General features: G+C 60.4%; 19 protein-coding genes. 8 read left to right on the forward strand and 11 right to left on the reverse strand.

Features of this window, described 5'->3' with window-relative positions; genetic code table 11:
- Positions 1-123: 123 nt before the first annotated feature.
- The 3 genes from ENSA7_RS46215 to ENSA7_RS28245 form a co-directional block, all read right to left on the reverse strand.
- The gene (locus ENSA7_RS46215) at positions 124-378 is read right to left on the reverse strand and encodes a helix-turn-helix domain-containing protein (RefSeq protein WP_106092478.1); all 255 of its coding nucleotides are present in this window, start codon (positions 376-378) and stop codon (positions 124-126) included.
- Positions 379-517: 139 nt separating this feature from the next.
- Positions 518-2,839 (reverse strand): hypothetical protein, encoded by a 2,322-nt coding sequence (locus tag ENSA7_RS28240; protein WP_106092479.1) that lies wholly within the window; start codon positions 2,837-2,839, stop codon positions 518-520.
- A 161-nt stretch (positions 2,840-3,000) separates the two neighbouring features.
- A complete protein-coding gene (locus ENSA7_RS28245) occupies positions 3,001-3,780 on the reverse strand; it encodes a type I restriction enzyme endonuclease domain-containing protein (RefSeq protein ID WP_106092480.1) in 780 nt (259 codons plus the stop codon).
- 157 nt (positions 3,781-3,937) lie between these two features.
- On the opposite strand from ENSA7_RS28245, the gene ENSA7_RS28250 reads away from it, so the two are divergent.
- Positions 3,938-4,159, forward strand: coding sequence for a helix-turn-helix domain-containing protein (locus ENSA7_RS28250; RefSeq protein WP_244923934.1), 222 nt, complete (start codon positions 3,938-3,940; stop codon positions 4,157-4,159).
- On the opposite strand, the gene ENSA7_RS28255 is transcribed toward ENSA7_RS28250, so the two are convergent.
- Positions 4,150-4,473: a helix-turn-helix domain-containing protein gene (locus ENSA7_RS28255; RefSeq protein WP_106092481.1), complete on the reverse strand. Its 324-nt coding sequence runs from the start codon at positions 4,471-4,473 to the stop codon at positions 4,150-4,152. The two genes, ENSA7_RS28250 and ENSA7_RS28255, sit on opposite strands and share 10 nt — an antisense overlap.
- A 425-nt stretch (positions 4,474-4,898) precedes the next feature.
- Between ENSA7_RS28255 and ENSA7_RS28260 the strand changes: the two genes are divergently transcribed.
- Both ENSA7_RS28260 and ENSA7_RS45480 read left to right on the forward strand, forming a co-directional pair.
- Positions 4,899-5,264 (forward strand): helix-turn-helix domain-containing protein, encoded by a 366-nt coding sequence (locus tag ENSA7_RS28260; RefSeq protein WP_106092482.1) that lies wholly within the window; start codon positions 4,899-4,901, stop codon positions 5,262-5,264.
- Positions 5,261-6,148, forward strand: a complete 888-nt coding sequence (locus ENSA7_RS45480) for a hypothetical protein (RefSeq protein WP_244923935.1) — start codon at positions 5,261-5,263, stop codon at positions 6,146-6,148. The genes ENSA7_RS28260 and ENSA7_RS45480 overlap by 4 nt, the downstream gene beginning before the upstream one ends.
- Positions 6,149-6,275: 127 nt before the next feature.
- On the opposite strand, the gene ENSA7_RS28270 is transcribed toward ENSA7_RS45480, so the two are convergent.
- Positions 6,276-6,497, reverse strand: a complete 222-nt coding sequence (locus ENSA7_RS28270) for a hypothetical protein (protein ID WP_106092483.1) — start codon at positions 6,495-6,497, stop codon at positions 6,276-6,278.
- A gap of 103 nt (positions 6,498-6,600) precedes the next feature.
- Between ENSA7_RS28270 and ENSA7_RS28275 the strand changes: the two genes are divergently transcribed.
- Complete coding sequence (locus ENSA7_RS28275) at positions 6,601-6,996, forward strand: hypothetical protein (RefSeq protein WP_106092484.1); 396 nt, start codon at positions 6,601-6,603, stop codon at positions 6,994-6,996.
- 89 nt (positions 6,997-7,085) lie between these two features.
- The gene (locus ENSA7_RS28280; RefSeq protein ID WP_181234199.1) at positions 7,086-8,153 is read left to right on the forward strand and encodes a nucleotide kinase domain-containing protein; all 1,068 of its coding nucleotides are present in this window, start codon (positions 7,086-7,088) and stop codon (positions 8,151-8,153) included.
- Here ENSA7_RS28280 and ENSA7_RS28285 read toward each other — a convergent pair whose 3' ends face one another.
- The 6 genes from ENSA7_RS28285 to ENSA7_RS28305 all read right to left on the reverse strand — a co-directional run bounded on the left by ENSA7_RS28285 (position 8,154) and on the right by ENSA7_RS28305 (position 13,048).
- Positions 8,154-9,251, reverse strand: a complete 1,098-nt coding sequence (locus ENSA7_RS28285) for a MazG C-terminal domain-containing protein (protein WP_106092486.1) — start codon at positions 9,249-9,251, stop codon at positions 8,154-8,156.
- On the reverse strand, positions 9,248-10,069 hold the full coding sequence (locus ENSA7_RS28290; protein ID WP_146158229.1) for a thymidylate synthase family protein: 822 nt from the start codon (positions 10,067-10,069) through the stop codon (positions 9,248-9,250). Before ENSA7_RS28290 ends, ENSA7_RS28285 begins: the two co-directional genes overlap by 4 nt.
- On the reverse strand, positions 10,066-10,707 hold the full coding sequence (locus tag ENSA7_RS46220) for a C1 family peptidase (protein WP_372237573.1): 642 nt from the start codon (positions 10,705-10,707) through the stop codon (positions 10,066-10,068). The genes ENSA7_RS28290 and ENSA7_RS46220 overlap by 4 nt, the downstream gene beginning before the upstream one ends.
- Positions 10,694-11,680 (reverse strand): ImmA/IrrE family metallo-endopeptidase, encoded by a 987-nt coding sequence (locus ENSA7_RS28295; protein ID WP_106092488.1) that lies wholly within the window; start codon positions 11,678-11,680, stop codon positions 10,694-10,696. Before ENSA7_RS28295 ends, ENSA7_RS46220 begins: the two co-directional genes overlap by 14 nt.
- A complete protein-coding gene (locus ENSA7_RS45090) occupies positions 11,677-12,009 on the reverse strand; it encodes a helix-turn-helix domain-containing protein (protein ID WP_219908072.1) in 333 nt (110 codons plus the stop codon). The genes ENSA7_RS28295 and ENSA7_RS45090 overlap by 4 nt, the downstream gene beginning before the upstream one ends.
- Before the next feature lie 391 nt (positions 12,010-12,400).
- A complete protein-coding gene (locus ENSA7_RS28305; protein WP_106092490.1) occupies positions 12,401-13,048 on the reverse strand; it encodes a 4'-phosphopantetheinyl transferase family protein in 648 nt (215 codons plus the stop codon).
- A gap of 70 nt (positions 13,049-13,118) precedes the next feature.
- Between ENSA7_RS28305 and ENSA7_RS44280 the strand changes: the two genes are divergently transcribed.
- From ENSA7_RS44280 to ENSA7_RS44285, 3 genes are all read left to right on the forward strand, one after another.
- The gene (locus ENSA7_RS44280; RefSeq protein ID WP_181234201.1) at positions 13,119-13,601 is read left to right on the forward strand and encodes a hypothetical protein; all 483 of its coding nucleotides are present in this window, start codon (positions 13,119-13,121) and stop codon (positions 13,599-13,601) included.
- Between the two features lie 204 nt (positions 13,602-13,805).
- Positions 13,806-14,168 carry a hypothetical protein gene (locus ENSA7_RS28310; protein ID WP_106092491.1) on the forward strand — a complete coding sequence of 121 codons (363 nt, stop codon included), beginning with the start codon at positions 13,806-13,808 and terminating at the stop codon, positions 14,166-14,168.
- A gap of 366 nt (positions 14,169-14,534) precedes the next feature.
- On the forward strand, positions 14,535-18,611 hold the full coding sequence (locus tag ENSA7_RS44285) for a hypothetical protein (protein WP_181234202.1): 4,077 nt from the start codon (positions 14,535-14,537) through the stop codon (positions 18,609-18,611).
- The last annotated feature ends 142 nt before the right edge of the window (positions 18,612-18,753 follow it).

Raw genomic sequence — 18,753 nt, forward strand, 5'->3', positions numbered from 1 at the left:
GCGAGGACGAAATGAGCACTAGGAAACGCCCATTGCGGGATGGAGTGGTCGCTTTGCGAAGAGACACGCGGTCTGGGTCCCAGAAAGCGACCACTCCATCCCGCAATGGGCGTTTCCTAGTGCTCATTTCGTCCTCGCTTCGGAGATGGCGCTGCTCTGGCGAAGCCAAGCCAGAACAGACCCCTTCTCGAAGATGAGGCGCCGGCCAAGCCGGCGGTGGGGAATATCCCCACTCTTCGCGGCCTCATAGATCGTCTTGCGGTTGACCCCCAGGAGCTCCGCAAGCTGGTCTGCGCTGTAGATCTCTATCTCACCGTGATCTGCTGGCATCGATACGACTCCACGGCACCGCGTGGATGAGCACGGCACACCACCCATGGTCGATCAAATGGCGAGCTGTTGCCAAGCTGGTCGCGGAGTTGGCTAACCTTGCGAATGGGCTCTCCACCGCGCCTACAGCAACCGTCAAAATGCTGCGATCACGGGCGAGTATCCTGTGCGCCGGGCTGGAATCAGCTCAGTCGTCATCGTCTTCGCGGCGCCGAGCTTCGCGGTCGAGTTCGGCGGCGACCGAGCCGCTGATCGAGCCCAGAGTCGACCCACCCAAGCCCGGGCTCAAGAGAGCCGACGCGAAGAAGGACATGCTGAGGCGGTAGCCGCCAGAGTAGATGATGACCTCGCGCGGCAAGGTCAAGCCGACCTGCGTCACGTAGGAGCCGGTCTCGGCTCGATGCGTGGTCAGGGAGCGCTCCCAGCTCAATGCCGCTGGTGGGTCGCGATCTGGATGATTAAGCTCCGCCGAGAGGCTGACCCAGGTTGACCCACCATGCCGGCTCGGGCTCGTGCTCGCCCGGAGGCGCGCGAGCACGGCACCACCCAGGGCTAAGAACACTGAGCCGTCGTGGAGATCTGTGAACAGTGGGCGGTTCATGGCGGCTCGCAGTGCGAGCCACAGGACACCGAGATACTCGTCGGCTCGGTGCCACACCTCGGCGTCAATGGAGAATAGGCTTGGCGACGAGTTCACACACTCGACGATGCCGAGTGAGTTGTTGGTCAGCTTTCGCTTGTAGTTAGCGAGTGTGCCCTGTTCCTTCCGCAACACCGCGTCATCGAGGTAGTCGGGCAGCAGGCCCGACGCGTCGACCAACCCTTGCCACGTGGCGATGGGACCGGATGCGAGTTGCCGTAGCGAGACAATGCCCCGACATTCTGGAAACACGTACGATTCCCTTCGCCCCCATTGGTCCACGTCTTCGTGGTAGCGGTACGAACTTGCGTGTTGAAGTGCGTGAAAGGTCCAGCCCCTCGCGTGAAAGCCAAGTTGACTGTGGCGATCGACCCGCAGCAACGTGGTCACCGACGGTAGATATTGCCACCACGACACGTCCTCGTCTTCAACAGTCAGGCGCGGGTCGCCATAGGTGTTCAACCACTGCGTCGGCCTCCCCCATATCTTCTCGGTGCCGTAGCGTGAAGGCAAGAGCAGCTCGGCCGCTGGCGGGCCCTTGGTCAGTGCGGCATCGAGCGCCGCACGCCAGTCGGCGGGCTCACTCGGTGTTGCCGGTGGGTGGTGCCCCGTCGCCAGCAAGAAGGCGCGCGCGTGGTGAAAGAGCAGCTTGTGTTCGTCCGGGGGGGCGAGGCGCTCGAGCAGGCGGTCGTAGTAGGGGTCGCGCAAATAGTCTTCCTCCCCCCAGCCCTCGAGCTCATTCAAGAACTCGCGGAGAATGACCTTTGGCGAGGACTCGTGGATGTGTACGCGCCCGGAGTCGGGCGGCTCGGCGGCGAGCGGCTGGCACGACTCCACGAGCAAGTGGAGCTCGTCGTCGACGCGTAGGACCTTGGGCTGGATGCTCCGAGTTTTGCGAAGCTCGAGTTCACGGTCGAGCTGTTCGCGCTCGACGGTCTCGACCGCCTCGGTGCCGAGGGAATGGCAAGCTGCGCGGCCAAGCTCTCCAAGCTCGTGCTCGAGCCGCTCCCGAGCAGTCGAGGTCGCCTCGACACCGAGGGCGAGGGCGAGGGCCGCCCGGTCCTGGGGCGTCCGCGTGCGACACAACTCGGACGTCTCGTCGCCGAGTTCGTAGAGCACGCGACGACGCTCGAGTGGTGACTCGGGCAACTTCGCCGGGGCCTCGGCGACGACCCCAACATCCGCGAGCGGGTGGTCGACAGCACCGACTTCGGGCAGGGCACCGTCGCGGGCAAAGTCGGCCAGACCGTCAGGGGGGTAGAGTTCGATCTTGCGCGCGACGATGTCCATAGCCAGCCAGTGCTCGGGACGCTCGTACTGGGCCCGCGAGACGACCAACGTTCCCTCGTCGGCCAACTCCTCGACCCTGGGCCACGCAAGATCCACACTTTCGACCGTGTCCAACTTGACCCCGTCGAGGTTGGCGACTCCGAGGGGAGTCCTATCAGCCTGGCCCTTGGTCAAGACCAGACTGAGCGGACCCAGCTCCAAACCCATGAGCAAGACCGGCAGGCCCTCAAACAACGCCGCCTGGTCCTCGGCCGACGAGAAGGGCGTCAGGTCGATGACGACCTTTGGCGGGGCCGAAGCACCGCTCAGCAGCGCTTGGACCGTATCCCACAGCGCAGCCTGCTCCTCGGTCGGTACGCCGAGGATCTCGAACAGGAGGTCCGCCCGGACCCGCTGGCCAAAGAAGAACCTCAACCCGGTCGGCGCGAGGTTGACGCAGCGGCTGAACTGCGCCTCCACGGAGCTGGGCTTGTTGGTAAACTCGGGGTGGCCAGCCTGCCAGCGCTCGTGCCAGGTCATGGCGATCTGCTTGCTGGGGCGGTCGCCGATGTAGCGTCGTAGTTCGTTCTGAACGTTCATGAGATGCAGGCTAGTGGCAGGGGTGGGTTGCGTGCATGCCAAAACGCTTGCATGCATGAACTCGACAGGGTTCTGCGCTTGACGCGGGCGCCCGCCTGGCGCTTGTGCAATCCGTGCAATCCTAGAAAATTCCTGATCGAAGCTTGGTCGTCAGCACACCGCTAGGCCGCGCGAGCCCAGTCCTTGGCGACCCGCTCCGCTTGCTCGATCACCGTCAACACGGCCAGCTCTTGCTTGTCTGGCGGGTAGCCGTGCTTGCGAAGCAACCGCCTCACCTTCCGCCGCATGTCGGCGCGCACGGCCTCTTTCTGTGTCCAGTCGATCGTCACCGACCGCCGGATCGCCGCCACCAAGTCATGAGCGATCGCTGCGAGGATCGTGTCGCTCATCATGTTGTTGCGGAGCAGGTCGGCCGCTGCCCACAGCTTGTCCTCAAATCCGAGCGACCCTGTGGACTCGCTGCTCTTCGCCTTCTTGCCATTCGCCTTCTTCGTCCCTGGCTTCTCCGCGACGACCTTTACTGTTTTCTTCGACGCTGCGGGAGGCGGAGTACTGGGAGCCGCTGGCTCGTTGCCAAGAATCCGGGCGGCGATCTTCGCCCTGTCTTTGCCGGAGTCGTCGAGCTCATGCGCCTGGCAGATCGACTTGAGTTCCTTGCGGCCAAGGGTGTCGAGGACCTCAGCGAAGTTCGCCCGCTTGGAGCAAGCCAGCACGCCGATCAGATCATCCTTGAGCGTCAATCCCGTTCGGTCGAGTTCGAATGCATCACAGAGGCCACCAAGGCGCTTGACGGTGAGCGTGGCGAGGGCTGTGCGCTTTGTTGGTTTCGTCATCGCGAAGCTGGCACGAGAGTACGGCGGCAGCCGGCCCTGTGGGAGATCGGGCACCGAGATCGATGGGCCGAGAACCTGGTTGCACTCACCGCCAAGCGCGGCTCGCATGCGTGCAACCCGCAAGAAGAACTGAACGGAAAACTCAACCTCACCTCCGGTTGCTTCCGAAACCCAGCAACTCGCCGAAAGGCTTGGTGTTGACTGCCACCCGTCTTCAAACGGCGGAGCTCACGCGTCGGGCACCTGGGAGTACCATGGCGGCCTCGTGCGCCCGCCCAACGAGATTGTCGAGGCCAACGTCCGCCGCTACGCCGCCACCAAGCAGATGCCGCTCGACGCGGTTGCCCGCGCGAGCGGCATCTCAGTTGACCGCCTGCTGGCGATTTTCCGGGGCGACTTCGACCCCGACCTGGATCTGGTCGGGCGGATCGCCGAAGTGCTCGGTGTGACGGCGTCGGATCTGCTCGCCGAGCCCGACTACAACTGACCCGGCCGGCCGGTGACGTGATCCGACAGCGCCCGGAGCATGACGGTGGCGATCTCCTGCTCCGCGTCGGGCAGCCCCAGAACCAGTTCAACCGTCTCCTCGCTGAACTTCTCGGCCAGCAAGACCGATGGAGTCGTCTGCAGAGCTTCGGCCACCTTGCAGAAGGTGAACAGGTTCGACTGGCGGCGTCCTCGCTCGAGCCGACGGATGGTCTCGGGCGATAACCCGGCGGCGTCGGCGAGAGCTTCTTGTGTCATGCCCAGAGTGCGTCGGCGATCGACGAGGCGGCGACTGATCTGCCGGATGGTCAACATCGCCGCCTCCCCGCGAGCAGTAACGTGGGAGACGGGGCGCGTGGTTGTAAACGGGTGCTTTGGTGGCGCATGTTCTCCTGCCCTTGCACGGGCATGCGGGTGCGAGGCGGGTGCAACCACCCCGCTACGTGCCGAGCCCCGACTTCGCTCGGAAGGCCGCCCTACAGCCGGAGAAGGCCGCAGGAGGCAAGAAAGTTTTCTCTCCAAGCCCTTGCACAGGCTCACAGCCACCCTAGCAGGCGGCCGGATCGGAGGCAAGACATCCCCGCAAAGGTGCCGGCGACCTCGGCTGATCGAGCGACAGCAACCCACTTGTCACGGGCCACGCCACGATCCGGCATCGCTGACCTGTTCCCAGTCGCGATGGTTCGCCATGTTTGTGGCATGTTTCGCCAAGCAAAAGTTCGAGATATCGAGGTGCTGTCGTGAGCGAGCCTCAACGCGGTGACCGGCCGGCACGAGCGGAGAGCGGTCGACGCTTCGGGCGGCACGTGCGGTCGTGTCGTCGAGCGCGTGGCCTGACACAGGAAACGCTCGCTGAGCGCTCGCGTCTGTCGCTCGACACCGTCCGACGGGTGGAGAAGGGCACCTTCTCGCCGTCGCTCGACACGCTCAGGAAGCTCTGCATGGGGCTACGACTCGAACTCTCGACGCTCTTCGAGAGTCTGGAGCTTGGCGAGCGCGAAGCTGCGCGCGAGCTAGGCGATGCACTCGCGGATTTAACCCCGGAAGTGCAGCAGTCCCTGTTTCAGCTCGTGGCAGCGATCCGGCGGCAACGGAGCGAGGATTGAGGGGCGACGACTACCTCGATCTCGCCGAAGCCGTCGAGCGCGGCGCGGTTGGGGGCGACGGGCGACTCGAGCCTGATGGGCTGCGGGCTTGGTACACGGTCGAGCTTCGCTCGTGGGCGATCATGCTCGACGATCTGTGCTGTCAGCTGGCCGCGGATGCCGGGTCGACTCGCAAGGCGCTGGTCCTGCTCGGCGCCCCGGGCGAGCTGCTCGACGCCTGGATAGAGGGTCCGATGGTCGGGAGCGAAGCGACCTCTCTGTGGTGTGCCGGGCGATGGCGCGACGGGCTGCGCCGAGTCGCGCTCACGCCGGGCGTGCGGGCCCTCAGGGGCGATGACTACCTCGACCTCGCTGAAGTCGTGGGCAGCGTGGGGCTCGCTGGCGATGGTGCCCTCGACCCGGCGCGGCTGCGCGCGGGCTACACGGTCGAGCGAGCGTCGTGGGTGCGGATGGTTGCCGACTTGCTCGGCCAAGTCGTCGCGGACGCTGGCTCGATCGAGCGAGCGTCGACGGTGCTCGCGGTGCCGCTCGACGTGTTGGCCCCGTGGGTCCGCTGGCTCATATCACGGGGTTCGCTGTGTGCGGCGGACTCGCGCTGGCCCGTTGCTCCGATCGGCGATAGCCCGGGAGCGATGGCTTATCTCGACCTCGCCGAAGCTGTGGAGCGCGGTGCGGTTGACGGCGACAACGCGATAGACCCGCCCAGCGTGTCCGACTCCTACACCGTCCAGCTCGACAGCTGGAAGCGCATGGAGGCCGACTTGCTCTGCCAGGTCATTACCGATGCTGGCTCGAGCCGTAACGCGGCGAAGGTCCTAGATGTGCCTCGCTCGACCCTCGGCGCGTGGAGCAGGCGAGCGCGGGCACGGGAAGCGAAGCGATGACGACGCTCGCTCAGGCCCCGCGCAGGGTCGGTGGTCAGCCGTCCTCGAACACTTCGAAGATCTCACTGCTCTTGGGTCAACTCCCGATCCTCGCGCAGGCGCCTGACCGTCGTTGTTAACAGACAGGTCAGGTCTTGGACCGTTGGTCATCGAGGGACTCACTGGGGGTCTTGTGGTCATCATCATCGTGCATATCGATCACGGGTTCGCGTTGGAAGTACTGGGCAACCTTCCCCAGTCCGATCGTGGATAGCGACGCCAGCATGGCGACGCCAAACTCGCGGCGTCGAACCTTGCAGCGCCGGCCAGGGATCACCAGATCGGTGAGCGCGTCGGCGAGCGCATCCATACTCGAGAAGCGATCGCCTGGTTCAACCGTGAGCCCCCGCATCAACGTAACCGTTCAGGGGAGGTATTGAGCGGCCGATCGAGCCGTGAGAATCGAGGGGCCCGTGGCAACGGCCGCCGCTGCACCGTCGACGGCGAAGGCCAGCAAGCGCGCGTCGTCCAGCAAGCGGGCCAAGCCCAGCAAGCAACGGACGCGGGCCGAGGTCGCCGAGCTCGGCCCGCGCTTCTACGAGACCCTGTGTGCGCACCCGGGCGAGGCGATGGTCATCCTCGCCGCGCAGGTCGGCGCCACGCCACGCGAGCTTCACCGCTCGGTCACGTTGCTCGAGGAACGATCTTCCCGCGGCCCTGCTGGCGTGGCTTCCCGACCCATGCCGGGGCTGCGGCCAGCGGCACGCGGAGTACGACGTGCTGGCGTGAGCGGGAAAAACGATCGGATGCCGCGCCTCGCGGCGTGCGCGCTGGAGATCTCGTCGTCCGATCCGAGCGAGAGATCTTGATCAGCCTCACGGCCTGTGGCGCCCCAACGGTGCGCTAGCTCCAACTTGGATCACGAGTTCGGCAGCGGGTGCGCTATATTGCGGCGGCAATGCCCCAGAACCGCAAGCCCCGCACCCCATTGGTCGTGGCGAAGAGGACGCCCCCAAAGCCATCGGACTTGTATCCGGTGTTTTGGCGTTTCGCGGCGGAACGCCACGATGTGTATCTGAAGCGAGTCGCCGGAGTTCGGCCCCCCTGGACCGAGGACGCAGTACTGCGAGAGTATAAGTTTACAAACGTGTACCGGGCTTCCGACCGCGTGAGCCAGTACTTCATCCGAATGATCTACTCGGAGCCACAACAAGATACGAACACCGTATTTCTCCGCACACTGCTCTTCAAGATCTTCAATAAGATCGAGACATGGAAGCAGATCGTGGGCCAGTTGGGCCAGCCGATTGCCTCCTCGTTCGATTTTGGAGCCTGCGCACGGCTGCTCGACACACTTCGGGCACGCGGACACTCGATTTACTCTGGGGCCTACATTATGCCGTCAGGGGGCGGCAATACTCCGTCGAAGCACCGGATGCATCTGGAGCTGCTGAAGCAGACTCTTGCGGAAGGTCTGCCGAGCAGGCTTGAAAAAGCCGCCACCCTCGAGGACGCCTACAAGCTCATGCTGGCGGTTCCCACATTTGGACCCTTCCTGGCATTTCAGTATGCCATTGATCTCAACTATACGGAGCTGCTTTCCCACTCGGAAGGCGACTATGTTGTCGCCGGACCGGGGGCGCTCGATGGCCTTTCAAAGATTTTCGAGCATCTTGGAGATTACACTCCAGCGGAAGCAATTCACTGGCTGGCGAAAACTCAAGAGGAGGAGTTTGCAAAGTACGGGCTGCATTTTCACGGTCTATGGGGCCGGCCGCTTCAGCCGGTTGATGTCCAAAATGTCTTCTGCGAAGTGTCCAAGTACACTCGTGCTTCCCATCCAGATGTGATGGGAAAGAGCGGGCGCACCCGCATCAAGCAAAAGTTCAAGTCGCACGGCCCGCTTCCGAGCCCCTTTTTTCCTCCCAAATGGGGCCTCAACCAGACTGTGGAAGACGACTTGGCTGACGAACGGCAATCGACCGTAGCAAAGTGCGCGCGCGAACAGATTTCACTGCCTCTGTGACTACTTGGGGGCAGTGTACCGCATTGTCCTTTCGTTGAGGTTCAAATCGACGGTCCCGCCGTTGTGATTGCGGAGAGCCCGAAATATCCTGAAGCCCTCAAGAATGGCGAGTTCCCACTGCCACAGCGGGATACTCTCGACTTCATAGCCACGCACGAACTCCTGAATGGTCTTGAGCAGGTCGTAGTCGACCTGATCGAGGCCGTCATAGAAGTTCAGCGACTTCGCGCGGTTGAATACAATTGCCGAGACCGCCTCCTCAGTGATGGTAGCTCGACCCCCATCCTCCGCCTCGTCAACTTTTGGCTTGCTCTTCCGCTTGCATTTGAGCAAAGAGCGCATCACCGGCGACCAGCCGAGATGAACGGCGAAAGCGAAATGAAATATGTCGTGGAACCGGTAGTGATCGGGTTCGGAGATGTTGTCGGTCAGCCTGTCTCCAAAATTCAGGTTGTTACAGCGGAGGATAGCAGTCTCAGAACCCCCGTCCTTAGCCGGTAGACGCCGGAATTCAACGGTCAGGGTGCGCGGAAGTTTCTCCTCCTCCCGGTCGTCATCATCGAACAACCCGTGATGACGCCGCTTCGACTTCATCGGCCAGCGGCTTTGCGTCTTAGCAAGGTTCCGATCAGCGATCTCTTGGAGCGAGAGGTCACGAACTCGAATAAGCCGGGACAACGCACGCCATGCATCGCGTATAGCAACGACCGCGCTCACAGGCTCGGTCCGACTCTCCAGCAGCCTGCCAGCGGCGGCTCCCAGATCGAAGGCGACCAAGAGATCGATTCCATTGGTGCGTTCATCCGGCGTTCCGCCGCTGGGCGACTGGCCTAAGAGAGCCTCGGGCGTCTCAAGTTCCGTCGGAGCAAATACGTCGGTAAGGCGCGTGAGGTACCACAGAACGTCGCCGACTTCATCCCGCAGGCGATCGTAATCTCGCGGGTATGCAGCCATCTCGCGCTGTTGCTTCTTGATTTCGGCCAGAACGCTCCCTACTTCGCCGCAGAGACCCGCAGCGAGAAGATCAATGTGGTTGGGTTTCTCTCGTAGCTGGTCGCTTTCAAAAGCCTGAACGCTGTAGTCGCGGAGCCATGTCATGGTGACAGCCTTTCTTGATTGAATTTCTCGAGCAATGCCTTGAACTGCTTGAGATCCTTCACGTAGTTGGGGAACTCCAGACGTGCGTGCGTCGAGACGCAAAGGAGACGTCCGGGCTCGAGCCCAGTTTGCTCACAAACAAAAGCCATCAGTCGGCTCAGTCCCAACAGGTTTCCCAGCGCTTTCTGGGCGTAAAAGTGACTACGGTAGATTGCCGCAAGATGGAGTTTTCGGTCGCTACTGAACTTCATGCTGAGGTGGGAGAGGCAAGGTCCATTGGCGGGATTCGGTTCCCGCCGGGACATCCTGGTGAATTGGAGTTCGCCAGCCAGGTCCTCCACGAAGTCCATTTCGTAGATAACCCTGTTGTTGCTCTTCTGTGTGAGCTGACGGTTCATGCGGTCGATGCATCGCCTCAGCGGGTTGATCGGAACACCATCGTCGAGCGCAACTTTCCCCTTGCTATCCAGCCTTCGCACGAGCAAGTAAGCGTAGCGGCCCCAGTGGCTTCCCTTGATCGCAGGGTAGACTTCGTTCGGGTAGATCTCGTACACTCCGTCGGTACCGTATTGTTCGTAGAGTCCCGCTGGAAAAATAGTCTCGGCAACTGTATGGACAGGCTGCCATTCCCCCTTAGTGTTCTTCTTAAGAAACTTGTCCAGGCCATCCCGAAGTCCCATTTGCCACTGCTGTGGCTGGGCGCAGGGATGCATGATTTCGAATACCAGATGGTGCTGCTCTCGGCCCGGTTGATCAAACAAGTGCAAACAGGCGGCAATCCAAGCACTTTCGAGGGTCGGCTCTGCGTGGGGCTTCATGACGGGTCTGCTGACGGTGTGAGGGTGATGAGGGTGATGCAGCGCGCCTCGAGATAAGAGGCCGAGATCCACATGTAGCCGCTGTTCCCCCAATGGGGCCCCCAGCTGTTTCGTACGAGGACGGGACCATATGAACTGGACATCTCGATCGCCAGGACACTGTGCAGAGCACGGTCTGGCCCAGATGCATCAACAAGCTGGGGGATGTCCTTCGCTCGGCGAAAAGCGTCGTTGATCTTGAGTCCGAGAACACAGGGCTGCTTCCGCTCGATAATTGAAGCGGCGATGTGAGGAAACACCTGGCTCAGCCTGACCGAGGATTGTGCGTGCACTGCCGTGGCAGCGGGCGCAGGGTGCCACCGTGCTGACCTCGGCTCGGGGCTGTACGGGCACGTAACCTCATCAGGCTGTCCGTTGGACCGTAGTGCGGCGAGGGCGTCCTGTAGCGAAGGGGCGTCATTGATACTCGTGCCCGTAGTCCTGGTGGCATGGTAGTGCAGATAGTCGGCTGCCAAGGCTCCACTCTGTCGAAGGATGGCGTGACAGTCACTGAGCGCGAGGGACAGGCACGTGTCGCGGGATCCCTGATTGCGGATTGGGAGGCCGGAGCCTGCATCTGTCAATTCAATTCGATCCACGGAACTCGCCTTCGGGATGTGCGCCGGAGGTGCATGCGATCAGGGACAACGAACCCAGACTGTCGCTCTTGTCGAAGGCACGGTGATGACGAAGTGCGATTCGGGAGTCAGGTGAACGTTCAGAAATCTCAAGGAGAAGATGCCGCCTGGTGGCGGCACCGATTCGGTCAAAGTCGATGGCGCTGTGATCATGCACGATACGGACGACGGGCACGTTGGAGTCGTCCACCTCCCATAAGTATCCGGCGGCGGCGGACTCGGCAAGATCGAGCACAAGAATGTCCTCAGGGCTCGCCATAATTTTCCGCCCATGGTCACGGTCAGTAATCTTCCATACATCCGCCCATCCGTGCGGTGGCTCGAAGCCAGACGGGAGCAACTCCTTCTTGAGTTTGCGCGGCGGAACTTTGGACAGTTCCGCCGCCGTTGGCACCGGTAATATGGAGTGGGCGCCAAGGGCCCAGCATGTCGCCGAGTAGCTCGCCCCCAAGCGAAGCGAGAGCTGATACACGGTCCCGGGGTCACTCAGTCGGGACGAGTCCCACCACGCATGCTGCTGCGCAACCATGGTGAGAAGCCAATTCGGGATCAGGAACTCGGCCGCAAAAGAATCTGCGGCGGTCTCCCTGGGATCCTTGCGGGAGGACCAGGGGGTGAGGATCTCCCGGTCGAGACTTCCCTCGTGCTCGAGAACAAAATGGCCGAGCTCATGGGCCGCGGTAAAACGCTGTATATGGAGGCGCCGACGCGATGTTACAACGATTCCAACAGCGGGCCCATGTTCGCGGATACAGGCCCCAAGTAAATTGTCCAGCGGCGCGAAGTAGAGAGGAACAGCCAGCTCGTCGATCGCTCCGAACACGTCGATGTAGGGGGAGCTGCGCTCTACTGCGGACTCTTCGGTCCGCAGCATACGGTGGACTGTCGTTGCCGCGTCGACGCCAGCCAGGATGGCTTGGGATTGCAGACTCACTCGGCACCCTGTCCTTTTTTTCGCAGAAATTCTGCGAACTGCAGAACCTGCTTGCGGTCGTTGTCGGAGAGATCCTTGACCGCCCGATGAAGTACCGACAGGTTGTCGTAGTCCTGTCCTTCGTCCGCGAAGTAGTTGAGCGGCCTGCCGTAGAGTTTCGCCATGCGGCCGAGCTCCAGCGCCTCAACACGGCGGTTGCCATTCTCAATCTGAGAGATGGCAGGACGAGGAAGGCGGAGTTCGGCCGCGACCTGCTCCTGCGACAGCCCGGCTGTTTCTCGACCCATCCTCAGCTTCTGTCCGAGCCGCTTTCGAGCTTCAGTGGACACGGGCTGACTCCGATACCGAAGACATTGCGGCAGTCGGCGGGTTCGGGAGACAAGCGCCTCGGAGCATCTTGCATGAATGATTGAAGAAGTGAGCGAAAGACCGGTAGCCCCCTTTCCTGATGAACTTCGGATTGAACCGAACACCGAGAACTTCCCGGAAGATCGAGTTCGCGCGGACGACCTCCTTCGAGTCGATATCGGGCAAGCCCGCGAACGGGCCCGAGGTAGACGAGTCCGGCCGCGGGGGACGAGGAGGGCGACGATCATACCAATCTTCGCGCAGACGACGCTTCAGCTCGCCCGACAACTCGTCGAACTCGGAGCAGGTGAGATCTGGAGTGTACTTGGACATGTTTGATTTTCAAACATATAGGATCGGTCTGTTCGATTGTCAAACATGCGCATGTCGCACGATGCACACAGAGACAATCCAGGGGCCGGTGGCTAGTTGAACGCCGTTCGCCACGACACCACAGGGTCCAATCCCGCGGAAGGTCCCGTCTTGCGCGCTTTGCACGCAGACGTCCGGCCAGTACGGTGACTCTCGAGTGACTGGGAATTGAGCCTTGTAGTAGCTCTCTTTGGCACTCAGTAGCGCTGTTGCGAGTGACCTCACGGGTGTCATGAAGCGATCTCCAGGGGCCATCACCTCGGTCAGCCAGCCGTCATCCGAGATCTCGTCCAGCTCAAGATCAATCCCGACGGAGCGATAGAGCTCTGCTTGAGCGATCGCAGCGAGTGCGGTTTCGCCCTTGTGGCTGATGCTGCCCACGAGACCGGCCGGCCACAGCGGCTCCCCCTCGGGGCCAGCGAGCACGGGTGAGATCTCGGCGCCCAACTCCGCTATTGCGTCTCTAGCGCAGTGGCGGCCAGCGGCAAACTGCGCAAGTCGTAGCGGTGTCATGGCTCGGGCGTGAGCGACCTCGAGCTCTGCTCGGAAGAGAAATTCGAGTCGATTGGAGAGCGAGGTGTGCGACACGACCAGTCCCGGCAGGCGCTTTGTGATTGCATCCGTCAAGGAATCCAGCTCAGCACGCATCGTCTCTGCAGCCCGATGTGCAATCTAGGGCGGGCAACTGCCGTGGCAAGTCTCCTCGACTTAATATCTGGTGACCGAACCAGTCTTGAGCCACATCAGGTGGCAACGGTGGAGCGGCACCCCCGAGCTCCGCGACGCCACGCTCGACGAGTTCGTGAAAGCCGGTCGTGTTCTTGCCCCAAATTCAGACACCTGGTTTTATGCGGCCTGGCTGGCGGCGCTCTCCGAGATTACCCGATCGCGCGAAGCTGACCCGAGCTGGGATGGTGAAACCGGCGCAGGTCAACTTCACGCGAGCGAAATCGCTCGAGCCGGTCCACGGCAGCTTCCTAATCAGACCGGCGGAGGCGTGAACGTCGAGACTCAAGCCCACCGTGCGAAGCAGGACGACCGATCGCTTTCGATGTCGCCCACTCTCGGTTCTCATCCACAAAGCATCGAGGATCCCACCGATCCCACCCACTCCAACCCCCAGAAGGCAAACGCGTCACACCGCGGTTCTGTGGTTGGTCGTCATTCCTCCGACTCACGCTCACGCTGGGAAGAGATGTAGGTGTGCAATATCGCGCACGCGTCACGCGTAGCCCCTGAACCGGTGACTGTCAAGAAAGTTGCAGCATTGTTCAGGTTGATGGAGCGGTTTCCGCTTGCGAGGCCGAGGATCGTCCATCAGATTTGAGCCACCTCGTGTAGCAAAGCCATGGTCTGAGGAGCCGGATGCGGGAAATCTGCACGTCCGGATCTGTGTGGGGCCCACATGTTGCGCTATCACGGCGTGCTCGCGGCTCACGCCAAAGCGCGGCCGGAGGTCGTGCCAGGCCCCGAACCCAAGCGCGCTGAGCCGACGCAAATCCCGTTGTCACTCGCGGGGGATCCGACCGCGCTCGAGGGGCTCGCCAAGCAACCCTCTCGACATCCATGGGCGTGGCTGCTCTCGCGGGTGTTCGCGGTCGACATCATGACCTGCCCCCGCTGCCGCGGTGCGATGCGCTTGGTGAAGATCGCCAACAGGCCCGACGACATCGCACGGGCGCTCGCCGATCTGGGTCTCGGTCCCCGTCCGCCTCCGTGGCCAAGGCCAGCCCCAGCTGGCCAGCTCGAGCTCGACTTCGCGGCGTGACCGACCCGACTCTGCTCGAGTTGTGCTCGTCGAGCCGTACCTCGGGTGCACGGGGCTGGCTTCGTTAGGGGGCGACATCGCGCCGAACGGGTCCTGTCCGGCAGCTGACCCGTCCACGATGCGCCTCGCCGGCCAACAAGCACGTCGAGCGCGGGGCCGCGCGATCTTCACGCACCCCGCGACCCCGCATCGGATGTCTTATCCGCTCGGTGCGACACGAACCTACACTCTGGGCTCCCGCGAGGCGAGCCCGTAAGCGGACGTGCTCGGGCGGCTTACTAAGAGCCACATCCGGGTTGCCAAGAACAAACTTGGGCAAGTGTCGGTGCTCGGTTCGACTCCGGTCATGAGGTACGCTCGCTAGACATGGACGACGCGTTCGACCAGGCACTCAAGACTGGACTCCTCAACCAGCAGACCATCCAGCTATTTCTCAACTGGTGTACCCACGCCAACATTGAACGGGATCCGGCCTGGGGCGTAGGGCTTTACGAAGTCAATACGGGCTTACCGATCAGTGGACGCCGCATTCGCTGCGTTCACGCACAGCATCCGTCGATCGCAGCCATGAACATGGAGAGGGTCGCACTCGACTTTCACGACAAAAATTGCAAAGGTTGCCAGCATCGAGTCCCGAAAAACATACCGAACTTCTCGGAAGTCCTAGAGAAACGCGACGGGCTTGAGCAGCGTCGTATGAAAGAAGAAACTGCCCGAGATGCCGAGGCCTCGCAGGCGCTCGCTGCTCGAAATAAGCATCGCACGGAGCTGACGAAGAGTGTCTCATCAACGGTCCAGGCAGGAATAGAAATCATTGGGAAGTTCGACTTAAATCCCAGTGACGAAAATGGCGCTCATATGGTCGAGACCATCCAAGCTGTTGGCCACGGCCATGAGCCACTAAAGATGGCCCTTCATGCCATTGTTGATTCCGGCGGCGAACTGAGCGCAGCCTATGCGCTAGAAGCACTGCGAATATGTGGAGTCGACACTCGCGCCATGGTTGACGCGGCATGCGTCGCACTAGGAAAGCGTCAAGCTCTCAATGTGGCCAGTCAAATCGTGGCCGATTTCCTTAGTACCGAGATAAGTACAGATCTGGTAGGTGGGGCACTTTTTGGCCTAGTCGCCCGAGCCGTGCCACCAATGTTCGCTTTCTCTGCTCGAGAAGATCCGTCGCGGCTAAATGGACTTAGGGCTGCACTGTCATTATTTCCTGAGGTGTGTGTAGAACATTTCCAGCGTTCCCTTGCTAGCATGCACCACCACGTCCGCCAGGAGGCGTTGGAGTCGATCAAGGCTTTTGACACGCAGTTCCCGACTTTACTGACGAAACTCACGCCTGCGATTGTGCGTTCCCTGCGCTTGCCAGACGACGAGTTTCGGACTCAGGGTGCCACGGGAACTGCCACGACAGTACTGGCATATGCAATGGCTGTCGACCCTGAGAGCACGCATGCACAGATCCAGGAAGGCTATGCAAATCTAAGTGATGAACTGCAAGGTCACCTTGTGAAGGTCTACGCGCTTGCGTATGTACTTGGCCTTGGGTCAGGGGCTGAGCACCTGATGGCGCTATGCTTGTCAACTGTATTTGAGATCGCAATGCGCCGTCGCTACGACGAGGCGTTCGAAGAGAGTATTCGAACGCTTGGCATGGTTGCCCGCAAGGGATCCATGCCTCAAACCGCCGCGCAACAACTGTTCGGATTACTTGTTCTCATGGACAGTGACTATGACGAGCAAGATCCATCACCGCTTGATCTCCGTCCGACAGCGTTGCAGACACTTGACCTTATGCATCGAAAATCCGTCATTAGCTTCGGGATAAATCACATTATCGAGACCATTCAGGCATCGAAAGTTCCGAACATTCTTGAGCAGATCGAGAAGACCATGGCAGGAGTGCCTGCACGCCGCTGGCGGCTTCGCGGCTACCTTGTCTTAACAGCGAAGGGCGCCCAACGGAGTGTCGGAAACCGCGCGATGATTCCATTCGTCTACCGTGGCATGATGCACGCCGAACAATTTGTCCGAAAATCGTCCATAAGCTTATACAAGGATCTGTGTCGGAGTCTTCCTGTTGACAGTCTACCTGATCGGCTACATCAGTGTTTTGTCATTCTTGTTGGCGATCCTTTTGTGATGGTACACAAGGAGGCACTTGGAGCTCTGGGAGATATCAGGCTGCCGGATGCATACGCAAGCCAAATATTTGAGCATGTCTGGAGTTGGGCGAATGTCTACTCGACAGGGGAAGCCGACGGCAAGGTCGCTTTCAGTTGCATATATGTGATTCACAGGATGATTCGGAGCAACGCCATCCGTGTGAATCCTGAGAAGGCGTACCGGCAAATGCTGAACTGGGCGATCAGGCTTCCGCCTAACGACTCTTACCCTGTACTGCGCAGGCTCTTCGAGGAGTTTCTGAAACTCGGCCAGCCCCTCACGGAGGCCATCTTCGATATGTTGACAGACCCTCGACTCAGCAGCCACCACCGTCGCAGTATTTGCGAGGCTTTTCACAGGGTTACAACGCATGGCATGTCGGGTAGCCGAATCTGGTCGTGGTTGGAAAAGTTCTTGCAGCAAGAACCATACCCGTACACCGTGTTCGTGATTGCTGAAAACCTGACTAGGTCGGGGCACTGGGATATCACAGCAAAATTGCTGGAGCATTCCTCTCGAAACTTCCGAGGTGATTCGTCCGATAGGGAGGCGAAGCGTGCGATCGATGAACTTGCTAGGTTTGTTCGAGCTGAGCAGTTGGTCTTGTCAGGGGATATCAGCGAGGCCGGATTGGCCTTCTCCGAAATACTGGAAGAATTGGTCGAGCCTGGCGAGGGGTCGTTAGCGAAATCAGACTCGAATATGCCTCAAGACTTTCGACCACGAGGATTTATGATCACCGTGAGGCCCTCTGCAACCTATCGGGTTCGAGCAGAGAATTATGTCAGGACCGAGCGTATTATTCGGGATCTTCGGCGCGGCGAGTGGGCAACTGTTGCTGACACAGGGCCCAATGAGTTTGCTGCACGGTTTCTGAAAGAGGTTGGGCATAGCTTTTCATCATATGCATACAAGCTGTGGCTCAGTTTGATCGAAATTTCAGGTTTGCTACTCAAGTGGGCTGGGGAGGTGAGGCGGGCCCGTGATGGCTCACACTTCAGGCAAGCAGCGCATATGAGGCTCGATGAACTCAACCTCGAAGGAAACTCAGAGTGGGATGTCGGTCAGTTTGTTGACGTTGTGTCTCGTATGCGCGGTGTGGCGATGCCTCTTGAGATCATCGATGTGACGCATGCTCTTCTGTCGATCCCATTGCCCGTTCCACTGTATTCGTTCTCTGTCGACCGTGAGGGGGCAGTCACGTCCCGAACTGAGAACTCCTTAGTCGCTCGGCGAGTCGCCATTATTTCATTCACCGTAAACGCACAGCCAGTGACATGTCCAATGACTGTGCAACCTGATGCTCTGCACGATCTTGCGATTGATATAGCACTATCAGGGTGGCCCGAAGGAGCAACCGATCTCGTCCTCGAGCCTCTCGGAGTCGCCCCAGTTGACACATGGACACTTCCCCAATTTTCGGTGAAAAATTCGGGAGATGTCAATCTTCGAGCCACGGGAAACATGCGATTTCATGTCCCTCAATCCTTTGGAGCGGAGCCGTTGCAGTTTGAGTATTCGGGGTATTTCGTTAGTCCGAGCGGACAGATCCCCGTTGCCGTCGAAGGGGCAAGGGAACTGCTTTTTCGTAGCTATGATCCAGCCCTCACCCCGGTCACTGGCTATGAACAGGTAGACCTGAAGCTAATGGCTATTTTAGATCAGATAAGGATGGTTCCAGGTGTCGGAATGAGGGAGCTGTCCAGTTTTGCTGAGGCCATGAAGACGATCGCGCAGGCCGCCGCTCGCTCGTTGCAGGACGGGATATTCAAGGATTGTCGGGGCGAGGCAAGTTTCCAGAGTGCGATGCGGAAGTGTATGCGCGACAATCCCAGGATTGGCTCTCAGCTGGAGGAGCATCCATGGGCTGCCGGAGGTGGGATTGTTGACCTGTCTTTTAATCGGGTCCGGATTGAGTTGAAATACGAAGGCAGTTGCACCGTCAACGTTGAGGGTGCTCTGCGATACTCCGGGCAGGCAGCGCAGTATGTCTCGGGAAGCGATCGTCGCCTCGGGATATTATGTGTTCTAGATAACGCACCCAGCGATTCAGCAGCCGGTTCTGTTCAGAATGATATATTTCTAGAGACAGTCTACCCTAAGTCTGGCGGCTCTGTTCCGCTGTTACTTGGCGTTGTGATCATACGTGGCGCACTACCGAAGCCCAGTTCTCTGAAGAAGGCAGCCAAGAAGAAGGTCGCCAAGAAGAAGGTCGCCAAGAAGAAGGTCGCCAAGAAGAAGGTCGCCAAGAAGAAGGCAGGTAAGAAATCCTAGTCCGGGCAACCAGGACTGTCGTTGAGGCGTAAGCACTCGGTGACGAGATCTGCCGCTCGCTCCGACGCCGAGCCAAGCTCGCGCTCGGCCTGCGCTCGGTCGAGGAGGCCAAGTTCGGCGCACACCTCATTAGCTCTGCAAA

Source organism: Enhygromyxa salina, from assembly GCF_002994635.1.
GTDB lineage: Bacteria > Myxococcota_A > Polyangia > Nannocystales > Nannocystaceae > Plesiocystis > Plesiocystis salina_B.